Source organism: Methylophaga thalassica MP (assembly GCF_000214595.1).
Taxonomy (GTDB): domain Bacteria; phylum Pseudomonadota; class Gammaproteobacteria; order Nitrosococcales; family Methylophagaceae; genus Methylophaga; species Methylophaga thalassica.
Genome location: NZ_AFIG01000001.1, coordinates 1,637,740 through 1,663,457, shown reverse-complemented (window position 1 = coordinate 1,663,457; position 25,718 = coordinate 1,637,740). Strand labels below are relative to the sequence as shown.

Genomic DNA, 25,718 nt, shown 5'->3' with positions numbered 1-25,718 from the left:
GCTTCGGCATTTCATTGATGAGTTTCTAGTGTTTAGGGAGTAATTGAGTGGATTTAGCTACACTGCTAGGTTTTATTGCGGCTTGGGGCCTAATTATAGCAACGATTGCTATGGGGGCTGCAGCCGGTGTTTTCATCAATATGCCCTCACTAGCCATTGTGCTTGGCGGCTCATTCGCCGTTGTACTGATGCGATTTACCTTAGGACAGTTTTTAGGCTCTATTAAAACAGCCATGAAAGCGTTTTTGTATAAATCGGAATCACCACAAGAAATTATCCAGTCGGTTGTTGAGCTGGCGACCATTGCCAGAAAAGAAGGTTTACTTGCTCTGGAAAAACAAGAAATCACCAACCCCGTTTTAGCGAAAGGTATCCGGATGCTGGTAGATGGCCATGAGCCAGCCGTCGTCAAAAAAGCACTGGTTACCGAAATGAATGAAACTGTTAATCGACACTCCATTGGTCAGCAAATTTTTAAAACGATGGGGGATGCGGGCCCTGCAATGGGGATGATTGGTACATTAGTAGGTCTTGTACAAATGCTATCTAATATGTCGGATCCAAAGTCGATTGGTCCCGCGATGGCCGTCGCCTTGCTGACAACACTTTATGGTGCGATGTTAGCGAATATGTTTGCTCTGCCAGTATCCGATAAACTCGCTTTACGCAGCAGTGAAGAACTGATGAATAAAAGCATCATCATCGAGAGTGTGATGGGGATACAGGAAGGCCAAAATCCAAAAGTGTTGGGTGAGTTATTACAAAACTTCCTACCTGCTTCAAAACGCGACTCAGATGAACCAGCAGATTAACTAATGTTGGTCACACAATAATGAGTGAAGATAGCCCTAGACCTAAAAAGCAAGACGAAGGCCTGCCGGCCTATATGGGTACATTTGCAGACTTAATGTCACTGCTGATGTGCTTTTTTGTATTGTTGTTATCCTTTGCAGAAATGGATGCCCTGAAATATAAGATGGTCGTTAAATCCCTGGATAATGCCTTTGGGGTTCAGCGAGAAGTCATTGCGGATGCAGTGCCTGTGGGTACCAGTATTATTGCCCAGGAATATAGCCCAGGTGATCCTAAGCCAACACCATTGAAAGTTGTCAGACAAGAAACGGTTGACGATACTCGTGAAAAAATTAAGGTGACGATGGATGCTGAAGAAGTAGCTCAGCAACAGGCACAGGAAATTGCAGAAGAAACCCAAAAATTTCGTGAAGCACTTGATGAAGAAATTAAAGAAGGCTTGATTGAAGTTGAAAGTCAATTTAGTCGCATTGTTATTCGTATAAGGGAAAACGGCTCATTTCCATCAGGGGATGCTCGGCTAAACCCCAGTTTTAAACCCATTCTCAAAAAAATCCATGATGTATTGGTTGACACAGGTGGACAAATAGCTGTGGCAGGTCACACTGATGATGTGCCGATTAATACACCAAGATATCGATCTAATTGGGAACTATCTACCTCAAGAGCAACGTCTGTAGTACATGAATTGTTGGCTCCGGGTGATATGAAGCCAGAACGGTTTGTGCTGGAGGGTTATGCAGATACAAAACCGCTTGTGCCCAACAATTCACCAGAAAACCGAGCGATTAACAGACGTGTAGAAATTATTGTTCTTAAATCACCGGTTGAAGAAAGTTTAACCCGTTCAATTGATGAGCTAATGAAAGAGCATGAATCAGTTGATGGTTCTGTTACTACTGTTTACGAATAATAAGGGAAGAAAAATGAAAAAAATGAATGTATGGTTATCGACCCTGGGTTTTTTATTGGTGAGTTCAGCAGCTTCTGCGACACAATGGCAAATCAACAATAGCGAATCACAAATCAATTTTATTTCGACAAAGAAAGTGAATATTGCTGAAGTACATCAATTCGACAAAATAGCGGGGAGTCTGTCTGAAAGTGGTGAATTTTCTGTATCGATCGATCTAGCCTCGGTAGACACGGGTGTTGAAATTCGCGATAGTCGGATGAAAGAATTTTTGTTCAATATTGCTGACTTTCCCAAAGCGGTGATAACTGCCAAGTTACCGCCTGATGAAATTAAACAGCTTGAAGTAGGACAGACAAAACCGTTATCTGTGGATGGCATGCTTGAACTGCACGGCCAGAAAAAAGCACTGACTTTTGAGGTGCTGGTTACCAAAGTCGCCACAAATGAGTTATTGGTAGTGTCTGCTCATCCGGTGATTTTAAATGCCGATGATTATGAATTAGCAGCAGGTGTAGAAAAATTACGTGACTTGGCTGGTTTGCCCAACATCAGCCATGCTGTGCCCGTGAATTTTTATTTAACGTTGAACACGACGAACTAAGAGGTATTCCTCGCAATGCAAAAATTTTCAGTTGAAACTGGCATCGTTATCCCATTAGACCGTCCCAATGTGGATACCGATGCGATTATTCCTAAGCAGTTTTTAAAATCCATCAAACGCACTGGTTTTGGCCCCAATTTATTCGACGAGTGGCGTTATCTTGATCATGGGGAGCCTGGACAAAATACAAAAAATCGTCCATTGAATCCTGACTTTGAGCTTAATCAACCACGTTACAAAGGTGGTACGATTCTTCTTGCACGTGAGAATTTTGGCTGTGGCTCAAGTCGTGAGCATGCTGTGTGGGCACTCGATGATTTCGGTATTCGCGTTATTATTGCCCCAAGTTTTGCTGATATCTTTTTCAGCAACACCAGCAAAAATGGTATTTTGGCGATAACTTTAGAAGAGTCGTTGATAGATAAACTCTTTGAACAAGTTGAATCTATACCTGGATATCAACTGACGGTTGATTTACCTGAGCAAAAAATTACTCTGCCAGATGGGCAGTCAATCGCTTTTGATGTCGATGCTTTCAAAAAACACTGTCTAATTGAAGGGCTTGATGATATCGGCCTGACATTACAACACACCGCTGACATCAAAGCTTATGAAGAAAAGCGTAAGCAAGAAGCACCCTGGTTATTCTCTTAAGACAACCTCTGAATTTAGTAAATTATTTAAAGATATAAAAAATGACAAAAAAAATTGTAGTTTTGCCTGGTGATGGCATTGGTCCTGAAATCGTTGCTGAAGCAGTCAAAATTCTTGAAAAGTTTCGTGAAGAAGGTCTGAATATCAACCTTGAGTACGGCTTAATTGGTGGTGCGGCCTATGATGAAACAGGCACACCCCTTCCAGCAGAAACCTTAGAAATGTCAAAACAGGCTGATGCTATTTTGCTAGGTGCTGTTGGTGGTTATAAATGGGAATCTCTGGACATTAGTGTAAGACCGGAAAAAGGCCTCTTAGGCATACGTTCTGAATTGAATTTATTTGCTAATTTACGTCCGGCTATTTTGTATCCGCAGTTAGCTGATGCGTCTACTTTGAAACCTGAAGTCGTTGCTGGCTTGGATTTGATGATTGTGCGCGAGTTGACGGGGGGGATTTATTTCGGTCAGCCTCGTGGTATCAGAACATTGGATAATGGCGAAAAACAAGGATTCAATACACTTGTGTATCGCGAAAGTGAAATCAACCGAATTGGTAAAGTTGCTTTTGATATCGCCGCCAAACGACAAGGCAGAGTTTGCTCTGTAGATAAAGCAAATGTGCTGGAAAGCACAGAATTGTGGCGTGAAACTATGACAACATTGTCAAAATCCTATCCGGATATTGAATTGAGTCATATGTATGTGGATAACGCGGCAATGCAATTGGTGAGGGCACCGAAGCAATTTGATGTCATGGTTACCACCAATATGTTTGGGGATATTTTATCGGACTGTGCTTCTATGCTTACCGGCTCGATTGGGATGTTACCTTCAGCATCACTGGATGAAAACAGCAAAGGCATGTATGAGCCAATCCATGGTTCTGCACCTGATATTGCCGGACAGAATATTGCGAATCCACTAGCGACAATTTTATCAGCTGCTATGATGTTACGTTACACGCTCGATGAAGCCTCAATGGCAGATCGAATTGAAAAAGCTGTGAGCAAGGTGTTGGATGACGGTCTTCGTACTGCTGATATCTACTCTGCGGGTATGACCAAGGTCTCTACTTCAGAGATGGGTGATGCGGTGCTTGCAGCGTTATAAATTAAAAACGAAAGGTGTATTGTGAATAAAAAAGTAGATGTTGCAGTTGTAGGTGCTACAGGGGCCGTAGGTGAGGCCATGTTGGAAATTTTGCACCAACGTCAGTTCCCAGTGGGTAAAGTATATGCGCTGGCGAGTGAACGAAGTGCAGGCTCTACAGTTAGCTTTGGCAATAAATCGATACTTGTCGAAGATTTGGCTGAATTTGATTTCTCAAAAGTGCAGGTTGGTCTGTTTTCTCCTGGTGCAAGCGTGTCCGCTATTTATGCGCCAAAAGCCGCGGCAGCTGGTTGTGTAGTTATTGATAACACATCACAGTTCCGCTATGACGATGATATCCCGCTGGTCGTGCCTGAAGTCAATCCAGAAGCAGTAGCTGATTATAAAAACCGTGGCATCATTGCTAATCCTAATTGCTCAACCATCCAAATGATGGTGGCACTGAAGCCTATTTACGATGCCGTAGGTATCACACGTATTAATGTTTGTACCTATCAGGCGGTTTCTGGTTCCGGTAAGCCTGCAATGGATGAGCTTGCCAAGCAGACAGCGGATTTATTAAACGGACGTCCTGTGAAAGCAGAAGTCTATCCAAAACAAATTGCGTTTAATGTGTTACCACAAATTGATGTGTTTATGGATAACGGCTACACCAAAGAAGAAATGAAAATGGTGTGGGAGACCCGCAAAATTATGGGTGATGAATCCATTCAAGTTAATCCAACAGCAGTTCGTGTACCTGTGTTTTTCGGTCACTCAGAAGCAATTCATATCGAAACTCGTGACAAAATAACGGCAGAACAATGCAAAGCCTTATATGAAAAGGCTGAAGGCATCGTATTGCTTGACGAGCGTAAAGATGGTGGATATCCAACTGCTGTGACCGAGTCCTCAGGACAAGATCCCGTATTTGTCGGACGTATCCGCGAAGACATTTCCCATGAAAAAGGATTAAATTTATGGGTTGTTGCAGATAACGTTCGTAAAGGTGCTGCGCTTAACAGTGTTCAGATTGCTGAAGTCTTAGTTGAAAAGTACCTTTAAATTAAGCTAGATAAGGAAGTTAAGGGGATGAAAATGAAGAAACAGCTTTTTGCCAGTATCGCTGTCGCATCAACGATAGGTTTTTTCACCCCCTTAACTAGTTATGCTTTTGGTTTGGGCGAAATTAAAGTGATGTCAGCTTTGAATGAGCCATTCAAAGCAAGCATAGACATCAATGCTTTAGCTGCCGAAGAAAAAGAAAGTTTTGAAATCAGAATAGCGTCAAATGATGAATTTGATAAAGCGGGTCTGGATCGAAGCTATATTTTGACACAACTGAAATTTGATGTTGTTGAACAGCAAGGAAAATCGCGCGTTTTAATTAGTTCTGAGCAACCGATTAAAGAACCTTTTCTGGATTTTTTGTTAACAGCTTCAGCGGGTGGTGGCCGACTTATCAGAGAATACACGGTTCTGCTTGATCCACCTGAAGTGTTGATGTCATCGACAGCGAAAACCCGCTCCACCCCGAAAGCTAACACCGTAACATCAACGAAAACTGAAAGTAGTCAATCAAATGCATTAGGGTTCAGTAGTCAGAAATACGGGCCCGTTGCCAAGGCAGATACTCTTTGGAACATTGCACTGACAACACGTCCCAATGCCTCTGTTTCAGTTCAGCAAATGATGTTGGCACTGGTTGAGGCTAATCCCGAAGCCTTTGTCGATAACAATATTAACGGACTGAAAGCGGGGTATACCCTCACTATTCCTGATCAAGCGGCCATATTGTCAAAATCTCAGGCTGAAGCTTATCAATTATTTAAAAGCCAGAATGCACAATGGCGTCAACGTAATAAAGCGCCAGTTAAGGCAGCGCCTGCCGTTGTGGAGCAGCCTCAAGCAGCATCGACTGAAGACGAGGTCGTTCAAGCGGATGCTGAAAATCCAGTAAAAGATAATTTGCAAGCGTCGTCTCCTGCAATTGAAAGTGACGCAGATAAAGAAGCACACTTGAAACTGGTTGCGCCTGAGCAAAGTGAAACCACACAAGATGACGCTTCACCTAACCTGGCTGGCAATGAAAAAATTAATGCGTTGACAGAGCAACTGACGCTGGCACAGGAAACGATAGAAGCACAAGCTCAAGAAAATATCGACTTCAAAGCACGAATGGATGCCATGGAAGAGCAGTTGGAAACCATGCGTCGCTTAATCTCGCTGAAGGATGCTGATCTCGCCCGATTGCAAGATTTATTAGAGGACAAAGATCAGTCTAATACCTCAGTTGAAGCAATGGATGATTTATCTGATACTGAAGTCGCAGCAGAGACAGAATCAGATGCCAGCAGTGTTGATAAGCCGGATTCATCTTCAATCGAATCAGAAGAAGGAGACGCTGCAGCAACAGAAACTGAAGAGACTATTAGTGAACTGCCTGCATCAGATGGCGTTGTACCTGACAACCTTGTTGATAACATCAAGGCTTTCCTAGTCGAATATAAATTACAGCTTGGTGGCGCGTTACTACTGCTGCTTGTACTGTTATTACTTGCCAGAAGAAAAAATAGTGATGACAGCTCATATGCTGAAGTGACAGATTTTGATGCACCGAGCCCAACAGATGATGAGCAATACAGATCAGAAATTCAGGTTGAGGAAGTGCCTGAAAATAACGACGTAGATGACCATAGTGATGATGAACCTCTCAGTCATGAAAAACTACCACAGAAAAGTGTGATGGAACTGGTTGAGCAAGCGGATATGTTTGTTGGCTATGCCGATTATGCACAAGCGAAAATTGCTCTGGAGCAAGCTAAATTCAGAGAGCCAGCTAATACATTGGTAGCATATAAATTGTTGTTTGTTTTATATAAACAAAAACAGGTTGATGATTTTATTTCACTTGCTGAAACGACAGATTTCGATGAAGAAAGTATTGAGTGGGATGAAATAAAACAATGGGGAGCGCAATTGGCTCCTGGTCATGCATTATTTACAGCTGAAGAGTCACAAGCAACAGAGGATAGTCAGCCTGTTTCAGCCATTGAAGATATGGTTGACGCGGATGATGTTGATGATGAACGATTAGAATTTAGTCGCCACAATGACACTGATGAAGATTCGATTGTTGTTGAGCTCTCCGAAGACAATGATGATTCGATTGATACCGAGATCACCGAAGATAATGATGAAGCGCCATTGGAATTTGATACTGCAGTGCGGTACTCGTCTGATAATGCTGATGACGAACTATTGCTTTCCGATCCAGCGACCACATCAGACGTTCTACTCGAAGAAGATGATAAGTCTGAGGAAAATCATATTGATGATGATCTTTTATCATTTGATACGGGGACGACTTTCGGCACAGTTGAACAAGATGATGACGAGGATGAAAATGAAATTGAGCATGACTCGTTACTTCCTTTTGAACCGGGTGCATCGAGCTCACTAGATCCTGAGCGTATCGATATTGCACCATTCGATATCAATGGTAATGATGATGAACCTGATATCGAGTTTGATATCGGTGATATTGACGAAATTGATGAGGCTGAAACGAAACTGGATCTGGCTTCGGCTTATATCGAGATGGATGATGCTGACGGCGCGAGAAGTATTCTTAATGAAGTGTTAGCCGAAGGTAACGAAGAGCAAAAAGTACGTGCCCAAACGATCCTCGACTCATTATCAGAATAATTAGAAAGAGGAAGTAGTGAGAATAGCACTCGGCATAGAGTATGCCGGAACTGATTTTTGTGGCTGGCAAATTCAGTCGCATTCCAGAACCGTTCAGGGTGAGTTACAGAAAGCCGTTTCCATTGTGGCCAACCATCCTGTCGAAGTCTATGCCGCGGGGCGAACGGACACTGGTGTACATGGTTTAAATCAAGTTGTACATTTTGACACCGATTCAGTTCGGGAAAAGCGTGGCTGGCTTTTGGGGATTAACGCCAATCTACCCAAAGATGTTAATGTTACCTGGGTTCAGTTTGTTGATGATGATTTTAATGCCCGCTTTTCTGCAATTAAACGTAGTTATCGTTATTTAATTTTAAACCGTCTTAGCCGTTCTTCTATTCACCAAAACCGGATGTGGTGGCATTATCCGCCACTAAATATCGAAAAAATGCAGGCGGCAGCTGACCAACTAATCGGTCGCCATGATTTTTCAGCATTCAGGGCGAGTGAATGCCAGGCAAAAAGTCCAATAAAGACACTGGATAAAATTCAGGTTAGCCAGCAGCAAGATTGTATTGCTATTGATGTCGAAGCCCTGTCTTTTTTGCATCACATGGTAAGAAATCTGGTTGGAGTCATGGCGGCTATTGGTGATGGCAGCAAGCCAGTCGAGTGGGCGGGTCAAGTTCTGCGTAGTGTTGATAGAAGTCAGGGAGGCATTACTGCTCCCGCAGAAGGCTTGTATCTGGTCGATGTGAGATATCCGCAACAATATTCAATACCGACAGTGTCAGCTTTTCCGGTGCTCTGGTAAAGTAACAGCTCTATTTGAGAGTAAAACCGAAACAGATGAGAACCCGAGTAAAAATATGTGGCATAACACGTCAGCAAGATGCTGATTTTGCTGCAGAATCAGGGGCGGATGCCATTGGTCTGGTGTTTTATCCCCCGAGTCCGCGAGCGATATCTTTTGCGCAGGCTAAGGTGATTACCGCTGATTTATCTCCTTTTGTTTCAAAAGTTGCGCTATTCGTTGACCCAGAAAAAGATCTGGTTTCACGCTGCCTTGACGATGTATCGGTTGATATAATTCAGTTTCATGGTAATGAGACACCTGAATTTTGTCAGCAATTCGATTTACCGTATCTGAAAGCAATCAGAATGAGTGAGGGTACAGATTTGTCTGAAATTGCAGCTCGCTACTCGTCAGCTTCAGCTTTACTGTTAGACACCTATCAGCCTGGGATACCAGGCGGTACTGGAAAAACCTTCGACTGGTCTTTGATCGGTCGTATAAACAAACCGATTATTTTAGCGGGTGGTCTTGATGTGACGAATGTCAGAGAGGCTATCCATCAAGTGCAACCTTATGCTGTTGACGTCAGTGGTGGCGTTGAGAGCGATAAGGGGATAAAAAGTCATGAGAAGATCAGCACTTTTATGAGAGAGGTGGCAAATGCTTAAAGAGCATATTCACGATTATTACAAAACATTTCCTGATGCGCGCGGACATTTCGGGCCCTATGGTGGTCGTTTCGTTGGCGAAACGCTGATGGGAGCTATTTATGAGTTACAAGATGCTTATGAACAGTATCGTAACGATCCTGATTTTTTGGCAGAAATGGACAGAGACCTGAGTACCTTTGTTGGCCGTCCATCACCTCTCTACCTGGCTGAAAACTGGACAAAGAAATTAGGCGGCGCCCAGATTTATTTGAAACGTGAAGACCTGAATCACACCGGTGCTCACAAAGTGAACAATACCATCGGCCAGGCTTTATTAGCCAAGCGAATGGGTAAAACCCGTATTATTGCTGAAACAGGTGCTGGACAGCATGGTGTTGCTACCGCCACAGTGGCAGCTAGGATGGGCTTGGAATGTATTGTTTACATGGGCGCTGAAGATGTTGAACGTCAGGCGCAGAACGTCTATAGAATGAAGTTATTAGGTGCACAAGTTGTGCCTGTTGAGTCAGGTTCACGTACACTCAAAGATGCCTTGAATGAAGCTTTGCGCGACTGGGTAACGAATGTTGATGATACGTTCTATATTATCGGGACTGTAGCTGGACCTCATCCTTATCCGGCGATGGTGAGAGATTTTCAATCTATCATCGGTCGTGAAGCAAAACAGCAAATGTTTGATATTAATGGCAAGCTGCCGGATGCACTGTTGGCGTGTATTGGTGGTGGTTCAAATGCTATCGGTTTGTTTCATCCATTTATTGAAGATGAATCTGTGGCTATGTATGGTGTTGAAGGTGCCGGACATGGCATTGAAACAGGCCAGCATTCAGCCCCACTAAGTGCGGGAAGACCTGGTGTATTGCATGGTAACCGTACTTATCTTATGCAAGATGATTATGGTGAGATTATTGAAACGCACTCTATTTCAGCAGGATTAGATTATCCTGGTGTGGGTCCTGAACATGCTTGGTTGAAAGATATTGGTCGGGCAAATTACGTATCAGTAACAGATGAAGAAGCGCTAACCGCATTTCATGATTTAACCCGTACGGAAGGAATTATTCCAGCACTTGAGTCGAGTCATGCGCTGGCCTATGTGAAAAAATTGGCACCGACAATGTCACCTGAACAAACATTGTTAGTCAATTTATCGGGCCGTGGTGACAAAGACATGCATACCGTTGCAGCAATGGCTGGATTAAAATTCTAAGGAAGTAACAATGAGTCGTATAAGTCAGTGTTTTAAAAAACTGAAAGCAGATGGACAGACAGCTCTGATTCCCTATGTCACAGCGGGTGATCCTGAGCCTTGGGTAACTGTGCCATTATTACACGCACTCGTCGATGCTGGTGCTGATATTATTGAACTGGGTATTCCTTTTTCGGATCCAATGAGTGATGGCCCGGTTATTCAAAAAGCCTGTGAACGGGCATTAAAGAATGACGTGAGTGTGAAGTCTGTCTTAGAGATGGTGAAGAAGTTTCGTGAGAAAAATTCTGAAACGCCCATCGTGTTAATGGGTTATGCCAACCCAATAGAAGCCATTGGCTATCCCACCTTTGCCAAATTAGCCAAAGAAGCGGGTGTTGATGGTGTTTTAACCGTTGATGTACCGCCTGAAGAATCAGATGATTTCCGTCAGATCATGGATGAGCATGAAATCGATACGATTTACCTCGTTGCACCAACCACATCCAACGAACGTATGTCGATGATTGCCAGTTATGCTCGAGGATTCATTTATTATGTTTCCATAAAAGGGGTAACAGGATCTGCTTCACTTGATGTTACGGAAGTAAACAACAAACTGGCATTATTGAGAGAAAGAACAGATTTACCGTTAGGTGTAGGCTTTGGTATTCGAGATGGTAAGTCGGCTGCAGCAGTGGCTGAAATAGCCGATGCGGTTGTTGTGGGAAGTACACTCGTGAAGTGTATTGAAGAACATGCCCAACGACTTGAAGAGTTACCTGCTGCGGTAGCTGGCTTAGTAGCCGAAATGCGACACGCTATTAATGCGCGTGATTTAGCAAAAGCATAAATATAACGAAGGTGACAAGATGAGCTGGTTTGAAAGATTACTTCCCTCAAAAATTCGCACGACAGTACGCAGCCGTTCAGTGCCCGAAGGTGTCTGGTGCAAGTGTCCAAGTTGTGACAATGTGCTTTATCGTGCTGAGCTTGAACGTAACCTGATGGTTTGTCCTAAGTGCGATCATCACCAACGCATCAATGCCAGAACACGTCTGGAGAGTTTTTTGGATGAGGGTGATCGTAAAGAAATTGCTACTGAAGTAAAGCCGGTCGATACCCTTAAATTCAAAGATAGTAAGCGCTATAAAGATCGTCTCACCCAAGCACAGCGTTCAACAGGTGAAAATGATGCTTTACTAGCAATGCAGGGTAGAGTGAATGGTCTGCCATTAGTTGCTGTGAGTTTTGATTTTAACTTTATGGCTGGTTCAATGGGATCTGTGGTGGGTGAAAAATTTGTTCGCGCTGCCAAAGTCGCTCTGAAAAATAATATTCCATTGGTCTGTTTTTCTGCCAGTGGTGGTGCGCGTATGCAGGAAGGCTTGTTATCTTTAATGCAAATGGCAAAAACCAGTGCCATCCTGACTCAGCTAAGTAATGCGGGTATCCCGTTTGTATCGGTGATGACTGATCCCACAATGGGTGGTGTTTCTGCAAGTTTAGCGATGCTGGGTGATATCAACGTTGCTGAGCCTAATGCTCTGATTGGTTTTGCTGGTCCGCGTGTTATTGAGCAAACGGTTCGTGAAACTTTACCGGAAGGTTTTCAACGTGCTGAGTTCCTGCTTGAACATGGTGCAATTGATATGATTATTGACCGTCGTCAAATGCGAGATAGATTATCTAATATTCTCAGCATGCTTCAGCATCGTGCTATAGCCTAGCCACTGTATGCGGTTCAGCACATTGCCACAATGGTTAGAGTGGCAAGAAAAGTTACACTTTACTGAAATTGATCCCGGTCTGGCACGTATTGGTCAGGTATGGGAAAAAATGCAAGGGCAGACACACCTACCATTTAAGGTGGTGACTATTGCTGGCACCAATGGTAAAGGTTCATCGGTGGCTATGACGAGTAGTATTCTCATGGCTGCTGGTTATCGCACAGGCACTTATACCTCACCGCATTTGCTTGCTTATAACGAACGCATAGCCATTAACGGTACTCCCTGTTCAGACGAGCAGATATGTGCCTCTTTTGCTCGAATCGATCAGGCTCGTGGTGACATTTCACTGACTTATTTTGAGTTTGCTACCTTAGCGGCCGCTGATATTTTTCGTCAGCAAGAAATTGATATTGCGGTATTGGAAGTTGGAATGGGCGGGCGTTTAGATGCTGTTAATCTATTCGACGCTGATGTTGCACTGATTACCCCGATTGGCTTAGACCATACTGCCTGGTTAGGTGACACACGCGAAAAAATTGCCTATGAAAAAGCGGGCATTATTCGAGCCCAAACGCCAGTTGTTTGTTCTGAGTCTGAACCACCTCATACCTTGATTGATTATGCAAACTCACTAGAAGCACCTATATACAAGGCTGGTATGGCTTATCGCTATTCACCGCTAACAGCAGATACATGGTCATGGCAGTCAACTGACAAAGAGGCAATGGTGCTTCCGTATCCAGCCTTAGTTGGTGATTATCAGCTTCAGAATGCCGCAGCCGTCATTCAGGTTTGTTATCTGTTACGCGAGCAAGGTATGTTGATTGATGATTCTGCCATTAGCGATGGACTGAAGAACGTTGTTCTGGCAGGACGTTTTCAAGAAATCAGACACGAAGACATCACCATAATCTTAGACGTTACCCATAATCAGCAGGGTGCAGAAAACCTTCAGCGCTTGTTATCAGAGCGAAATAGTACAGGTAACACCTATGCTGTTTTAGCCATGTTAAAAGACAAAGATTGTCAGGCGGTGACGCAGATTCTGCAAAAGGACATCGCTCATTGGTTCTTTGCAGGACTGGATGGTAGCCGTGGTATGGATGCTCAGTCTATAGCTGCTAAAACGATGCAAGATGCCGGGCAGGAAAACTTCAGCTGTCACACCACCGTAATTGAGGCTTATGAACAAGCCTTATTACATGTGCAAGCGGGTGACAGGGTTCTTGTGTTCGGTTCATTTCATACTGTCGAAGCGGTGATGAGAGTTTTACCTGAGTTCCAAAACAGACTCACAAGTACAGCTGAATAATCAGTCTTGATAAAACCCGGCAATGATGTGCTGATTTGATTCAATAATCTTGGCGCGTTTTATTTTCATTGTTGGAGTAAGCATGCCATTCTCGATCGTCCAAGGCGATAAACTCAGGTTAACCCGACGAATTTTGGCGTAGGCAGGAAAGTTGTGCAATAAACGTCTGAACTGTTGGATAACATGCTGCTGTAAGGATTTATCCTGCAGACTATGTTTATTCATCGCATCCAGCTTTAGCTTTTGCGCTAGCACAAGCCATTGTTCAGCATTCAACACAATCAGGGCAGACAGGAAGGGTTTACCTTCTCCTACAATCAAGGCTTGCTCAAACAGTTCATCGCTGGTGATCGCCATCTCCATATCTGCTGGTGAGACTTTTTCACCATTGCTCAAAACCAGAATATCCTTAATGCGTCCGGTAATGAATATATGACCAGTGTCAGATATCTCAGCTTGATCACCGGTGTGAAGCCAACCATCAGAGTCGATGGTTTTTGCCGTAGCTTTATGATTATTCCAATAGCCCAGCATATTGCCAGGGCTCTGCACTAATAATTCTGAATTTTCGGCGATCTTTATTTTAACAGTGGGGATAGGGTGACCAACACTGTATGGTTGATTATCGCCAAGTGTATTCACGCTAATAACCGGGCTTGTTTCAGTTAAACCATATCCTTGTAACAGATTGATGCCCATGCCAATAAATATCTCGGCAACATGGTGTGGAATAGCTGCTCCTCCCGTAACGGCGACTCTCAGTTGCCCACCAAATAATGCCTGTACGTTCTTTGCCACTAATTTATCCAATACAGGCATAAGAAGGAAAATAGGTGACCAATGACGGCGTTGTTGATTGTAGAGGAAATATGACCAACCGATTTTATGTGTCAGCAGGAATAAAAAACGTTTATACCAAGGCTGTGATGACACATTTGTATGTAATCGTTGATAAATACGTTCGAATATTCGAGGCACAGCAATTAAGGCTGACGGTTGTAATTGTTGAATATCATTTGCTAATTGAGGAATGCCTCTGGAAAAAGCCACTTTCGATCCTGTCATCATTGGCAAATAATAGCCTGCGGTTCGTTCAAGGGTATGAGACAAAGGTAGAAAGGAGAGAAATAAGTCATTAGATTGAATTTTAAAATGTTTAAGTGAGGCACTGGCCACCGATAGAATATTATGGTGACTTAGCATGACTCCCTTGGGTTTCCCCGTCGTGCCAGACGTATAAATGATAGTTGCAAGCTGATCTGTCTCTGTTTGCCAATCAAGCAGCGGATAGATGATGTCTTTTTTTAACCACTCATCCAAATACATTGCAGGTGCATCAAGCGTTAACTTGTCAGCACTTTTAATAATGACACGTTTAAGCTGATGATCCTCTGAAAGAGAAGGCTTTAGACGATTCCACTGATGGTGGTTTTGTAACAGCAAAAATCTGACATCAGCATCCTGCAATATAAAAGCAAGACTGTCAGGCCGATCATCGGGGTAGAGCGGTACGGTGATCAGTCCCAGACTTAACGCCGCTTGATCAAAAAATACCCATTCAGGACAATTTTTCAGGTTTAAGGCGACACGATCACCAGGAGATAAACCTTCAGCTTTTAAAGCCTGTTGCCAGTATGCTATCTGCTGAGCAGCATCTGACCAACTTATCGTTTGCCACTGTTGAGTTTGTTCACAGTAATTAATATAGGCCGGTGAGTCAGGCGTTTTATTGAGTCTTTCCCTGAATAAGCCATATAAGGTCTGAGCGGCATTGGCTGAAATGTAATCTGTCATATCTTTGGACATTTACATTAACCAACGAAGTTGAACTCCCAACAAGTCAACACTGACATCGTAATCACCATTAAGACTATTGGTTCCGTCAGATTCTTTTATTGAAGGATTATTGGCAAATAAATGTGCATAACCAGCATCAATAATCAGATTGTCGGAATAGTTATATGTGGCACCGATAGCAATCCATTTTCTGTCGATATCAGGTATTCTGGCTGTTCTTCGCTTTATACCTGGCACAGCTGTTTCGTCATAAGCAATCCCAGATCGGAATTGCCATTTATCGTTATAACGGTAATTTACCCCCAAGCCATAACGCATACTGTTTTCCCAGTCTTCTGGTTTTGTACTGGTGAAAGTACCCCCATCAGATTCAATGGCGAGCTCCTGGAAACGGCTCCATCTTGTCATAGTGGCGTCAGCCAGAACCGACCATTTCGAATTAATCTGATGATGAATAGCCAATGAAATAGTCTCAGGTAAATCCACATCACCATGTATATTCTCATCGGCCAGAACACTGCCATTGACGGCTGTTAGAGTGCCATCACCTTTGAGTGTGTGTGAAATTTTGGAACGATAAGCCAAGGCCAATCGAGTATCTGGCGTAGCTTGATACATCATTCCCAGGTTGTAGCCATAGCCCCAGTCATCGGCTTCCAGTTTCACTTTGCCGTCAGATGTACCTAGATTTGTCATTTGAACTAATGTCAGATCGATATATTCAGCACTAACACCAAAGCCAATAGATAATTTATCTGTCGGTTTGTAAGCAATGCTGGGATTGAAGTTAATGGTTTTAAGATCAGATTTGACTGCAAAATATCGACCTACCCATTTTTCATTATATTCAGTCACCAGACCAAAAGGGGCGGTAATCCCAAACCCTATAGCCACTTTGTCATTTAGAGGTTTAGCGTAATAAAAGTTGGGTACGACAGCATTTTTTGCAGCATCGCCGCCTTCGCCGCCATTCGAGGGTGATGATGTACCATCATTATTAAACTCTGAGTTTGGCGCTATGTAGTTAATTGCCAAATCCATTTCTGCCTGTTTTAAATACATCAAACCCGCTGGGTTGAAATAAATGGTACTGGCATCTTCTGCAGATGCAGCACTCCCTGCAAAGGCTCTACCGAGCCCCGTCACACTTTGCTCAATAATCGCAAAGCCTGCACCAAAGCTGGCACTGCTCATTGTGCCGAGTAATAAAAAAGTCGGAGCCTTGAGGATATTTAATTTCATAGTCAATCACTTGCAGCGGTTTTTTGAACAAGAAGATAAAGTATCCTAAGCGCTTAAGGCGTGCAAGCTTTTCTCAATCACAGATTAGACTCTTTTAAATACTAAATCCCAAACGCCATGACCGAGCCTATGTCCACGCTGTTCGAATTTTGTCAGCGGACGATAACTTGGGCGTTCGATATAGGTATTGTCAGGACTGGTATTCTGAAAGCGAGCATTGGAAGAAACGTCGGCGAGCATTTGCTCAGCATAATCCTGCCAATCTGTAGCTAAATGAAGATGTCCGCCATGCGTTAGTTTATCAGCCAGCACATTGACGAATTCAGGTTGAATGATGCGTCGTTTGTTATGGCGTTTTTTATGCCATGGATCAGGAAAGTAGATTTGAACACGTGCCAGAACCTGGTTTTTAATGCGATGCTTAATAAGCTGTACGGCATCTGTGCATGCCACTCTGACATTGGTCAGTTGTTCGTCATCAATGGCTTTAAGAAGCTGGCCTACACCTGGACGATGTACTTCAATGCCAATATAGTCTTGGTCAGGCTGATTTTTTGCCATTTCAATCAGCGATGCACCATTACCAAAGCCAATTTCTATAATTTTTGGTGCTTCGCGACCAAACAATGCGTTGAGATCAGACAAATCTGTATCATCATCGATACCAAAGACGGGCCAGTGATTGTCCAGAGCACGTTGTTGACCAGGCGTCAGTCTGCCTTCACGGCGAACAAAACTGCGGATTTGGCGCAGGGTTTTTGTTTCAGTTGTCATAGATCGTATCGGTAAAAATTTAAAGGCCGTTATGATACCTGAAGCGCTAATGGATAACACGGCAAGCAAAATTTTTTATATCCAGACAATCTGATTGAAACGACAATGTGATGCATATCACAACCAATATTTACGCCTGATTACGTTGTATGGATGTTGAAAAACAATAAAAAGACCTCTTTTTTATCGAGCGTTGACGGTGTAAGTTTTTGATAACAGCGTGCTAAAAATGACTATTAGCGTTATAATATTTGGTCTTTACGTAGAATCTTAAGGGTACTCCGAGCCCCGCCATTATCTTTGCATATAATCAGGCAAAGCATTTAAGAGAGAAGGAAAGTATGGTTCATCCAGTTTTAGAAGCCGTCACCAATGACGTAATCGAGAGAAGCAAAAAAACACGGGAAATCTATCTCGGCCGTATTGATGAGGCGATGCAAAAAGGCCCACATCGTGCTGTATTGGGCTGCGGCAATTTAGCTCATGGATTTGCTGCCTGTTCCATGTCAGAAAAAGCGGACTTGGCAGGAGATAAAAAAGCCAATATCGCGATTATTTCTTCATACAACGACATGTTATCGGCGCACGAGCCGTTTAAAGATTTCCCTGCAATCATCAAGAAAGCTGCAACCGAAGCCGGTGGTGTCGCTCAGTTTGCTGGTGGTGTTCCTGCCATGTGTGATGGTATTACGCAAGGCCAGCCAGGTATGGAACTGTCGCTTTTCAGCCGTGACGTCATTGCAATGGCAACCGCCATTGGCCTCAGCCACAATATGTTCGATGCCGCTATGTATCTGGGCGTTTGTGACAAAATTGTTCCGGGTTTATTGATTGGTGCATTGAGTTTTGGTCACTTACCGGCTGTTTTCGTACCGGCAGGACCTATGCCGAGCGGTTTGCCTAACAAAGAGAAAGTCCGTATTCGTCAGCTCTACGCTGAAGGTAAAGTCGGTCGTGAAGAGTTATTAAAAGCAGAGTCTGAGTCTTATCATAGCCCTGGTACATGTACTTTCTACGGTACAGCAAACAGTAACCAAATGATGGTTGAAATGATGGGCTTACACCTCCCTGGTAGCTCCTTCATTAATCCAAACACACCGCTGCGTGATGCGTTAACAAAACGTGCGACTGAACAAGCACTCAAATTTACCGCGTTAGGCGATGACTATCGTCCAATCGGTCATATGATCGATGAGAAAGCGATTTTGAATGCCCTGGTGGGTCTATTAGCCACAGGTGGTTCAACTAACCACACTATTCATCTGATTGCGATTGCCCGTGCGGCAGGTATTATCATTAACTGGGATGACTTTGACCGTCTGTCAAAAATTATTCCATTAGTGACACGTATTTATCCTAATGGTACAGCTGATGTGAACCACTTCCAGGCTGCCGGTGGTATGGGTGTGTTAATTCGTGAACTATCTAAAAATGGCTTAATGCATACTGACATCATTACTATCGGTGATGAAAAAGGTATGGAACAGTACACCAAAGAGCCAACACTAAAAGATGGCACACTGACATGGGAAGAAGGCCCTGAAGGTTCTCTTGATACTGATGTTATCGGTAGTGTGGCAGCACCATTTGCAACAAGCGGTGGCTTACATCTGATCAAAGGTAATCTTGGCCGTGGTATGTCTAAGATTTCAGCGGTTGATCCGAAACATCAAGTGGTTGAAGCACCGGCGATGGTCTTTGATCACCAGGATGATGTTGTTGAAGCCTTCAAACGTGGCGAAATGAACAAAGACGTGATTGTTGTTCTGCGCTTCCAAGGACCAAAATCAAATGGTATGCCTGAGTTGCACAAACTGACACCACCATTGGGCGTATTACAGGATAAAGGCTTTAAAGTAGCGCTTGTTACTGACGGCCGTATGTCTGGTGCCTCTGGTAAAGTGCCTTCAGCTATCCACCTCTGTCCGGAATGTGCAGATGGCAGCATCCTGACCAAAGTTCGCGATGGCGATATGATTCGTCTTGATACACAGCGTGGCGAATTAAATGTGTTAGTTGATGAAGAAGAACTGAACTCACGTATGGCTTGTGTTCTGGCTAATACTGAACATCACTATGGCATGGGCCGTGAACTGTTTGATAGCTTCCGCCAAGGTGTTTCATCAGCTGAAACGGGTGCCATTAACATGTTTAATGTCGAATAATTATTTGGAATAAATTAATCAATGTCTAAAACAATTCAAGAGATCATGAAAGTATCACCCATTGTACCGGTGATGGTTATCAATAACGTTGAACATGCTGTGCCTTTAGCTAAAGCGTTGGTTAAAGGTGGTTTAAAAGTTCTGGAAATTACACTGAGAACAGATGCAGCACTTGAATCTATTCGCCGTATTAAAGCTGAAGTTCCAGATGCTATCGTCGGTGCTGGTACTATCATCAATATTGAAACATTAAATGCGGCAATTGACGCTGGCGCCGAGTTTATCGTCAGCCCTGGCACCACGGAAAAATTGATTGATGCGGCATTAAAAACCGGTGTGCCTTTATTACCGGGTGTTGCTGATCCAAGTCAGGCGATGGCTTTACTGGAAAAAGGTATTACAGCAATGAAGTTCTTCCCTGCTGAAGCAGCGGGTGGTGTGCCAATGCTGAAATCAATCGGTGCGCCGATTCCACAAATTACCTTCTGCCCAACTGGCGGTGTTAACCAGAAAAATGTGAAGGACTATTACAGTCTGTCTAATGTCGGTTGTGTCGGTGGTTCATGGATGTGTGCTGCAGACTTAGTGGATGCTGAAAACTGGGACGAAATTACCCGTCTTTCTGCTGAAGCGATTGAATTAGCGACTGCTTAAACGTTATTCGCATATAGAATAAAAAGGCCGGGATATTCCCGGCCTTTTTTATGCCTCTCTTAACAGCAAAATGCCTTTTGCTAACCAATCCGTTATTAAATCTCTGGCTCCATTTGTTATCAATTGACGGTCAAGTTGCGGCATCGCTTCTGCTATAGAATCTATAACGGAATCGACATCCTCACCCGCCGTGATGCGTTCGAACAAATGTGCACTCAAGCCATTGAGCTCAATAAACTTCACTTCATCAGCTTGATTACGGTATACCAACAGAAAATGGGGTGTTTCAGAAGCCGATGTTGGTTGAAAGTCATGACTGATTTGATGTACTGGGAAATCAAAACTCAATAACCAAGCAAGTGGAGAACCTTGATAAGACATTGCCAGCAAGTTGGTATGTTCATCAATTTCACTTTGTTGCCATTCTTCCTCAGCGATACTCAATGCCAATTCAACCCACTCATAATGAGCAAGTTCATGTAAAAAAGGCATAGCCATATCAACATCATTTTGCTGGTGTAGATAATCAATAAATTCTTTTGACACATCAACAAAGCGGGGAGATTGGCAATAATGCTGTTGCATAAAGGATCTGACGAGGGTCAGCCAGTCATTCTCAGTCATCAGTTGCCGTATAACAGGAAAAGCGCTTGATAGGGTACTGTTGATATTATTAAAAAATAAATCGCGGTAAATCGCCATTCGACGGCTTTCCAAGTGATCTGGAATAGCCTGATGCTCCGGATCACGGATATAGGCGGCGAACTGATATTGTGTTTGCTGAAAATGATTAGCCATGAGCTGCATGCATGTTTTGTGGCTGCTGTTGATATTGTCTGATAACAGCCATTTCATCTAATAAATGAGATAGAGAAGGGATATTAAAATCACGCTCAAGCAGCGTTGGGATAACACCATGTGTTTGATAGGTGTGACTAAGTAGTAGCCAGACAGGATCAATAATATCGGCACCGTGAGTGTCGACAATCAAGTCTTCTGCTTCATTGTAATGCCCGGCTATGTGCAGATAAGCAATACGACCCGTCGGCATCGAGTTGATAAACGTCTGAGCATCATAGCCATGATTAATGCTGTTCACATAGACATTGTTCACATCCAACAACAGGTCACAGTCGGCTTCTTCTAATATCTGACGCGTAAAATCAATTTCAGTGATTTCCTGGCCGGGAGCGGCGTAGTATGAAACGTTTTCTATGATGAGCTTCCGTTCGAGAATGTCCTGCACCTGTTTAATGCGATCTGCGACATAACGAACAGATTCGTCAGTGAATGGAATCGGCATTAAATCATAGAGATGTCCCTCATCACTACAAAAGCTTAAATGTTCGCTATAGCTGACGATTTGATGCTTATCAAAAAATTGCTTTAACTGTTTTAGAAAGTTGATATCCAGTGGCGCCGGACTGCCGATAGACAATGATAAGCCATGACATAACATAGGAAAGCGTTCGCATGCGGCCGTGAATTGCTTGGCATACTTACCACCCATTCCCATCCAGTTCTCGGGAGCCACCTCCATGAAATCGATATCATGATTGGCCGACTTTAACAGCTCATCGATAAATTGTCGGCGAAGTCCAAGGCCTGTTCCTGTGACCGGACATGATGGAAGCGCCATAGTATTCTCCTGCAGAATGTTGTCTTAACAAAGACGATCTCATGCTGCGATTGTTACAGCCTTTAGTCTAAATTAATCTCAAACATCGTTCTGTCCACCCCGACATTACCTGTCTTGGTATCAATGACATAGAGAATCGCTTTGTAATGGCCACTCTCTTTCAATTGAGTTTTTGCAGAGAAGATACCAATCGGTCCGGTAAAACTAAGTGGGATTTCATCAATTTTTTTCTCATCCTGCATCAAGATAGCTTTTGCCTCGTAGTTTTTAGGATCCCACAAACCGTTTTTCTTAATTGGACAGCCGCATAACAGTGATGCGTCCAGATAAAACTCTACTACACCACCTTGTAAAACCTGGGTCCAGCCATCGGCAATAAACCCTGGCATTTTTATACTAATGCCGTCACCGAGCAGATCTTTGCCAGGAATTATCCAGGTCGTGATGCTTGCCTCTTGCAGGGACTGACGATAGGCATAGGGCCCAAGCACAGTGATTTTAATCAAACGTGGTGTATCAATATCTACTGTCGCCAGATAACCCGCCGTGTTTCTATCGCTTAATACATCACCGCGATGAATGGGATTTTTGATCAAACGATCAGTATCGCCTGTGCCACCATTAATCCAACCTTCATCAAGTAACTGATCTGTTTCCGCATCTTTTACCATCACCCGAACACCGCCCACACTGGTGCCGATATACTTGGCGTCATTAGCCATTGCTCTAATCATAATTTGCGTTGTCTCTGCATACGAAAGTGAAGGTATGAGAGTAGATGCGAGCAGTAGTAGCGTGTATTTACAGAGGTTCATCGGTATATTCCTGTAATTTAAATCTGCTGCCAGGCGTCATAACCACCGGCAATCGAGTAAACCTGTTGATAGCCCATTAGCTGTAATGTCTGAGCTGCTAAAGCAGCACGACCACCAGTTTTACAATAGACAATAACAGGATCTTCGACATTAGCGAGTGACGGGTGAGATGCGAGTGAAAACTCTAACATCCCTCTGGGAATATGAATGGCCCCAGAGATATGGCCAGCATCAAATTCGGCGGGTTCTCTGACATCTATCACGGTAGCATCATCAAGCATTGATGCAGCCTGATCACAACTGATTTCATTAATTTCACTCTTAGCCTTTTTGACTAAATCTATCGCTGTTAAGCTCATCGTGACCTCGTTAGCTGTTTATGATGATCGTCGCTACACGATAACAAAATTTGTGTATTAGTAAATGCTAATCTTGAAAAGCGTTTAAAACCGCATTCAGATAAGCATTTGAAACGCTCAGTAACAAAATGCTTTAAAGTGAAACTGCAAAGATGTAATAGCTCTTTCTCAATGAGTATCTTAGCGTCATAATGTGAGACAGATAAACGCTGACTTGATAAATAAAGTCCTGCAAAACTTATGAAACAACCTGGTTAATCTATGTTTGCTTACATTGTCAGAAGGATTCTTTATGCATTCCCCATCTTGATTGGGGTTAATGCGCTGACCTTTGCTTTATTTTTTATGGTGAATACGCCTGATGATATGGCGCGTATGCACTTAGGGAATAAACATGTCACTCAAGAAGCCGTTGACGTCTGGAAAGAAGAAAGAGGTTATGACAAAGCCTTACTCTGGAATAGTGAAGAGCCGGGCTTAAACAAGCTCACACACACTATTTTCTTTGATAAATCTTTAACTTTGTTTGCCTTTGAATTTGGTCAGGCAGACGATGGTCGCGATATTGGTGAAGATATACAAACACGCATGTGGCCGAGCCTAGCGATAGCGGTTCCGATTTTTATTATTGGCATACTAGCCAATATTACCTTTGCCATGTTGATGGTATTTTTTAGAGCGAGTTATCTCGATCTTAGTGGCGTTATTCTGTGCGTTATACTGATGTCTATTTCGGGTCTGTTTTATATTATCGGTGGTCAGTTTCTAGTGGGTAAAATCATGCAACTGGTCCCGCTGTCCGGCTACGCACAAGGACTGGATGCCTTTAAGTTTATTATTCTGCCTGTTTTTATCGGCATCGTCTCCGGTATCGGTTCTGGCTCACGTTGGTATCGCACCTTATTTTTGGAAGAAGTCTCAAAAGACTATGTACGCACAGCCCGGGCGAAAGGTTTATCAGAAGTCAGAGTGTTGTTTAAGCATGTATTGAAGAATGCGATGATTCCTATACTGACCGGGGCAGTGGTTGTCTTACCTACCTTATTTATGGGCAGCCTGATCCTTGAATCCTTTTTTGGTATTCCCGGCTTAGGTAGCTACACTATTGATGCTATTCAAGCTCAAGACTTTGCGATTGTCCGGGCTATGGTATTTCTGGGCTCAGTTTTATACATTGTTGGTCTTGTCATGACTGATATTTCATACACCTTAGTCGATCCACGAGTCAGATTAGATGGTTGATAAGATTGATGTCCGTCAACAGGCTTTAAGCTGCTTGTTGATGAATGACCCGTGGCAAAAAGCACACGAAACCCGAGCACTCTTCGAGCAGATCATGAAAGAAGGGTTTCATCTCAATCGTGAGCAGCTAGATGTACCCACTGTGCCAGGCAGACCAGACAAGCCAGACTTGGTGCCACCAAAAGCCTTACCCAGACGACGTAATAATCAGCAAACTGGCCATGCCACACTGATTCACGCTATCTGTCATATTGAGTTTAATGCGATTAATCTGGCACTGGATGCGACAGCCCGCTTTGCTGAGATGCCTGAGGCTTTTTACCAGGACTGGATGCAGGTCGCTTATGAAGAGGCGCATCATTTCCTGTTATTGGATGAGCATTTACAAACCATGGGGTTTCACTACGGTGACTTTCCTGCTCATGATGGGATGTGGGAAATGGCGCAAAAGACACATCATGATCCCTTAACAAGAATGGCGTTGGTGCCTAGAGTGTTGGAGGCGAGGGGACTGGATGTTACACCGTCGATGATGAATAAGTTGAAAAACTCAGGTGATATCAAAGCCTTTGACATTCTGACGTTGATTCTGCAAGAAGAAATAGGCCATGTGACGATTGGCACCCGATGGTTTAACTATCTTTGTGAACAACGCGGCGTTGATCCTTTTGAGACATTTAAAACCTTACTGAATACCTATTTTAACGGGGAAATTCGCGGGCCATTCCATACTGAAGCCAGGTTGGATGCCGGGTTTACCGAGCAGGAAATGGATTTATTGGAATCTCAGGCGGTGTATAAAAAAAGAGGCTGATTAATCAGCCTCTGCTTTTTTCTTTTTCTCCATCTCAGCTTTTTGGCGACGTGATTCTTTAGGATCAGCAATCAGTGGACGGTAGATTTCAATACGGTCTTTATTATTCAGTTCAGCATTGAGTTTGCACATTTTGCCAAAGATACCGACCTTATCGGTTTTTAAGTCAATTTGAGGAAAACGTTCGAGAATACCGGACCGTTTAATCGCATCTTCAACCAGACAATCTTTGGGTACTTCAAGAGGAATAATAACTTGTTCATTAGGTAGGGCATAAGCTACCTCAATATGGATTAAATCAGCGTTTTCCATAGATTTCCTGTGCGCGTTTACAAAATGCTTCCACTAATGAACCTGATATTTGAGTAAAGACAGGGCCCAGTGCCAAGTCTAATAAACGAGTTGAAAACTCGAAGTCCATATCCAGTTGAACACGGCAACCCTGATTGTCACCAATCGGTTTGAATTGCCAGTGGCCTTCAAGATGGCGAAAGGGGCCATCAATTAATTCGATGCGTATGGCATTGCCATGATCGAGCACATTTCGAGTAGAAAATTCATGATGAATACCGCCTTTAGCTATATCCAGAGAGGCGCAGATAACATCTTCATTTTTACTGATAATTCTGCTGTCGCGACACCAAGGCAAAAACCGTGGATAGGCTTCAACATCATTAACCAAATCAAACATTTGATCAGGTGTGTACATGACCAGAGAGCTTCGTGTGATGGTAGTCATTGAAATCCGGTT

The 25,718-nt window shown here is 43.4% G+C and carries 26 protein-coding genes; 17 read left to right on the top strand and 9 right to left on the bottom strand.

Translation table 11 applies throughout. The features are described from left to right. The first annotated feature begins 47 nt into the window (after nucleotides 1–47). Genes pomA through folC form a run of 13 tightly spaced genes read left to right on the top strand, consistent with a single transcriptional unit; the run spans nucleotide 48 to nucleotide 13,466 of the window. Complete coding sequence (gene pomA, locus MAMP_RS07815; RefSeq protein WP_007145481.1) at nucleotides 48–812, top strand: flagellar motor protein PomA; 765 nt, start codon at nucleotides 48–50, stop codon at nucleotides 810–812. 20 nt (nucleotides 813–832) lie between these two features. After that, nucleotides 833–1,726, top strand: a complete 894-nt coding sequence (locus tag MAMP_RS07810; RefSeq protein ID WP_007145480.1) for a flagellar motor protein MotB — start codon at nucleotides 833–835, stop codon at nucleotides 1,724–1,726. A 13-nt stretch (nucleotides 1,727–1,739) separates the two neighbouring features. After that, nucleotides 1,740–2,330 (top strand): YceI family protein, encoded by a 591-nt coding sequence (locus tag MAMP_RS07805; RefSeq protein ID WP_007145479.1) that lies wholly within the window; start codon nucleotides 1,740–1,742, stop codon nucleotides 2,328–2,330. Between the two features lie 15 nt (nucleotides 2,331–2,345). Then, nucleotides 2,346–2,984 carry a 3-isopropylmalate dehydratase small subunit gene (leuD, locus tag MAMP_RS07800; protein ID WP_007145478.1) on the top strand — a complete coding sequence of 213 codons (639 nt, stop codon included), beginning with the start codon at nucleotides 2,346–2,348 and terminating at the stop codon, nucleotides 2,982–2,984. Nucleotides 2,985–3,025: 41 nt separating this feature from the next. After that, nucleotides 3,026–4,096, top strand: coding sequence for a 3-isopropylmalate dehydrogenase (gene leuB, locus MAMP_RS07795; RefSeq protein ID WP_007145477.1), 1,071 nt, complete (start codon nucleotides 3,026–3,028; stop codon nucleotides 4,094–4,096). A gap of 21 nt (nucleotides 4,097–4,117) precedes the next feature. After that, nucleotides 4,118–5,140, top strand: coding sequence for an aspartate-semialdehyde dehydrogenase (locus tag MAMP_RS07790; RefSeq protein WP_007145476.1), 1,023 nt, complete (start codon nucleotides 4,118–4,120; stop codon nucleotides 5,138–5,140). 33 nt (nucleotides 5,141–5,173) lie between these two features. Further along, a complete protein-coding gene (locus MAMP_RS07785) occupies nucleotides 5,174–7,783 on the top strand; it encodes a FimV/HubP family polar landmark protein (RefSeq protein ID WP_158005160.1) in 2,610 nt (869 codons plus the stop codon). A 16-nt stretch (nucleotides 7,784–7,799) separates the two neighbouring features. Beyond that, nucleotides 7,800–8,579: a tRNA pseudouridine(38-40) synthase TruA gene (gene truA / locus MAMP_RS07780; RefSeq protein WP_007145474.1), complete on the top strand. Its 780-nt coding sequence runs from the start codon at nucleotides 7,800–7,802 to the stop codon at nucleotides 8,577–8,579. 35 nt (nucleotides 8,580–8,614) lie between these two features. Then, nucleotides 8,615–9,229 (top strand): phosphoribosylanthranilate isomerase, encoded by a 615-nt coding sequence (locus MAMP_RS07775; RefSeq protein ID WP_007145473.1) that lies wholly within the window; start codon nucleotides 8,615–8,617, stop codon nucleotides 9,227–9,229. Then, nucleotides 9,222–10,442, top strand: a complete 1,221-nt coding sequence (trpB, locus tag MAMP_RS07770) for a tryptophan synthase subunit beta (RefSeq protein WP_007145472.1) — start codon at nucleotides 9,222–9,224, stop codon at nucleotides 10,440–10,442. The genes MAMP_RS07775 and trpB overlap by 8 nt, the downstream gene beginning before the upstream one ends. Nucleotides 10,443–10,452: 10 nt before the next feature. Beyond that, nucleotides 10,453–11,274: a tryptophan synthase subunit alpha gene (gene trpA, locus MAMP_RS07765; protein WP_007145471.1), complete on the top strand. Its 822-nt coding sequence runs from the start codon at nucleotides 10,453–10,455 to the stop codon at nucleotides 11,272–11,274. A gap of 19 nt (nucleotides 11,275–11,293) precedes the next feature. Next, on the top strand, nucleotides 11,294–12,151 hold the full coding sequence (accD, locus tag MAMP_RS07760; RefSeq protein ID WP_007145470.1) for an acetyl-CoA carboxylase, carboxyltransferase subunit beta: 858 nt from the start codon (nucleotides 11,294–11,296) through the stop codon (nucleotides 12,149–12,151). 7 nt (nucleotides 12,152–12,158) lie between these two features. Continuing rightward, complete coding sequence (folC, locus tag MAMP_RS07755) at nucleotides 12,159–13,466, top strand: bifunctional tetrahydrofolate synthase/dihydrofolate synthase (RefSeq protein ID WP_007145469.1); 1,308 nt, start codon at nucleotides 12,159–12,161, stop codon at nucleotides 13,464–13,466. On the opposite strand, the gene MAMP_RS07750 is transcribed toward folC, so the two are convergent. The 3 genes from MAMP_RS07750 to trmB form a co-directional block, all read right to left on the bottom strand. After that, nucleotides 13,467–15,260, bottom strand: a complete 1,794-nt coding sequence (locus MAMP_RS07750) for an AMP-dependent synthetase/ligase (protein WP_237701198.1) — start codon at nucleotides 15,258–15,260, stop codon at nucleotides 13,467–13,469. A 12-nt stretch (nucleotides 15,261–15,272) separates the two neighbouring features. Continuing rightward, on the bottom strand, nucleotides 15,273–16,505 hold the full coding sequence (locus tag MAMP_RS07745) for an OmpP1/FadL family transporter (protein ID WP_007145467.1): 1,233 nt from the start codon (nucleotides 16,503–16,505) through the stop codon (nucleotides 15,273–15,275). A gap of 84 nt (nucleotides 16,506–16,589) precedes the next feature. Next, complete coding sequence (gene trmB, locus MAMP_RS07740; RefSeq protein ID WP_007145466.1) at nucleotides 16,590–17,279, bottom strand: tRNA (guanosine(46)-N7)-methyltransferase TrmB; 690 nt, start codon at nucleotides 17,277–17,279, stop codon at nucleotides 16,590–16,592. A 341-nt stretch (nucleotides 17,280–17,620) separates the two neighbouring features. On the opposite strand from trmB, the gene edd reads away from it, so the two are divergent. After that, nucleotides 17,621–19,444, top strand: coding sequence for a phosphogluconate dehydratase (gene edd, locus MAMP_RS07735; protein ID WP_007145465.1), 1,824 nt, complete (start codon nucleotides 17,621–17,623; stop codon nucleotides 19,442–19,444). Between the two features lie 21 nt (nucleotides 19,445–19,465). Then, nucleotides 19,466–20,098 carry a bifunctional 4-hydroxy-2-oxoglutarate aldolase/2-dehydro-3-deoxy-phosphogluconate aldolase gene (locus tag MAMP_RS07730; protein ID WP_040576239.1) on the top strand — a complete coding sequence of 211 codons (633 nt, stop codon included), beginning with the start codon at nucleotides 19,466–19,468 and terminating at the stop codon, nucleotides 20,096–20,098. A 48-nt stretch (nucleotides 20,099–20,146) separates the two neighbouring features. Here MAMP_RS07730 and MAMP_RS07725 read toward each other — a convergent pair whose 3' ends face one another. The 4 genes from MAMP_RS07725 to MAMP_RS07710 all read right to left on the bottom strand — a co-directional run bounded on the left by MAMP_RS07725 (nucleotide 20,147) and on the right by MAMP_RS07710 (nucleotide 22,911). Continuing rightward, nucleotides 20,147–20,896, bottom strand: coding sequence for an HvfC family RiPP maturation protein (locus MAMP_RS07725; RefSeq protein ID WP_007145463.1), 750 nt, complete (start codon nucleotides 20,894–20,896; stop codon nucleotides 20,147–20,149). After that, nucleotides 20,889–21,737 carry an HvfB family MNIO-type RiPP peptide maturase gene (locus MAMP_RS07720; RefSeq protein WP_007145462.1) on the bottom strand — a complete coding sequence of 283 codons (849 nt, stop codon included), beginning with the start codon at nucleotides 21,735–21,737 and terminating at the stop codon, nucleotides 20,889–20,891. Before MAMP_RS07720 ends, MAMP_RS07725 begins: the two co-directional genes overlap by 8 nt. A gap of 62 nt (nucleotides 21,738–21,799) precedes the next feature. Next, nucleotides 21,800–22,459, bottom strand: a complete 660-nt coding sequence (locus MAMP_RS07715) for a hypothetical protein (RefSeq protein ID WP_007145461.1) — start codon at nucleotides 22,457–22,459, stop codon at nucleotides 21,800–21,802. Between the two features lie 110 nt (nucleotides 22,460–22,569). Next, nucleotides 22,570–22,911, bottom strand: coding sequence for a rhodanese-like domain-containing protein (locus MAMP_RS07710; RefSeq protein ID WP_007145460.1), 342 nt, complete (start codon nucleotides 22,909–22,911; stop codon nucleotides 22,570–22,572). Between the two features lie 261 nt (nucleotides 22,912–23,172). On the opposite strand from MAMP_RS07710, the gene MAMP_RS07705 reads away from it, so the two are divergent. Then, nucleotides 23,173–24,153, top strand: coding sequence for an ABC transporter permease (locus tag MAMP_RS07705; RefSeq protein WP_007145459.1), 981 nt, complete (start codon nucleotides 23,173–23,175; stop codon nucleotides 24,151–24,153). Then, on the top strand, nucleotides 24,146–24,967 hold the full coding sequence (locus MAMP_RS07700) for a ferritin-like domain-containing protein (protein WP_007145458.1): 822 nt from the start codon (nucleotides 24,146–24,148) through the stop codon (nucleotides 24,965–24,967). The genes MAMP_RS07705 and MAMP_RS07700 overlap by 8 nt, the downstream gene beginning before the upstream one ends. Here the strand turns inward: MAMP_RS07700 and MAMP_RS07695 are convergent, their stop codons facing one another. Continuing rightward, a complete protein-coding gene (locus MAMP_RS07695) occupies nucleotides 24,968–25,279 on the bottom strand; it encodes an RnfH family protein (RefSeq protein ID WP_007145457.1) in 312 nt (103 codons plus the stop codon). It lies immediately after the preceding gene. Next, nucleotides 25,266–25,706 (bottom strand): type II toxin-antitoxin system RatA family toxin, encoded by a 441-nt coding sequence (locus tag MAMP_RS07690; RefSeq protein WP_007145456.1) that lies wholly within the window; start codon nucleotides 25,704–25,706, stop codon nucleotides 25,266–25,268. Before MAMP_RS07690 ends, MAMP_RS07695 begins: the two co-directional genes overlap by 14 nt. Nucleotides 25,707–25,718: the final 12 nt, after the last annotated feature.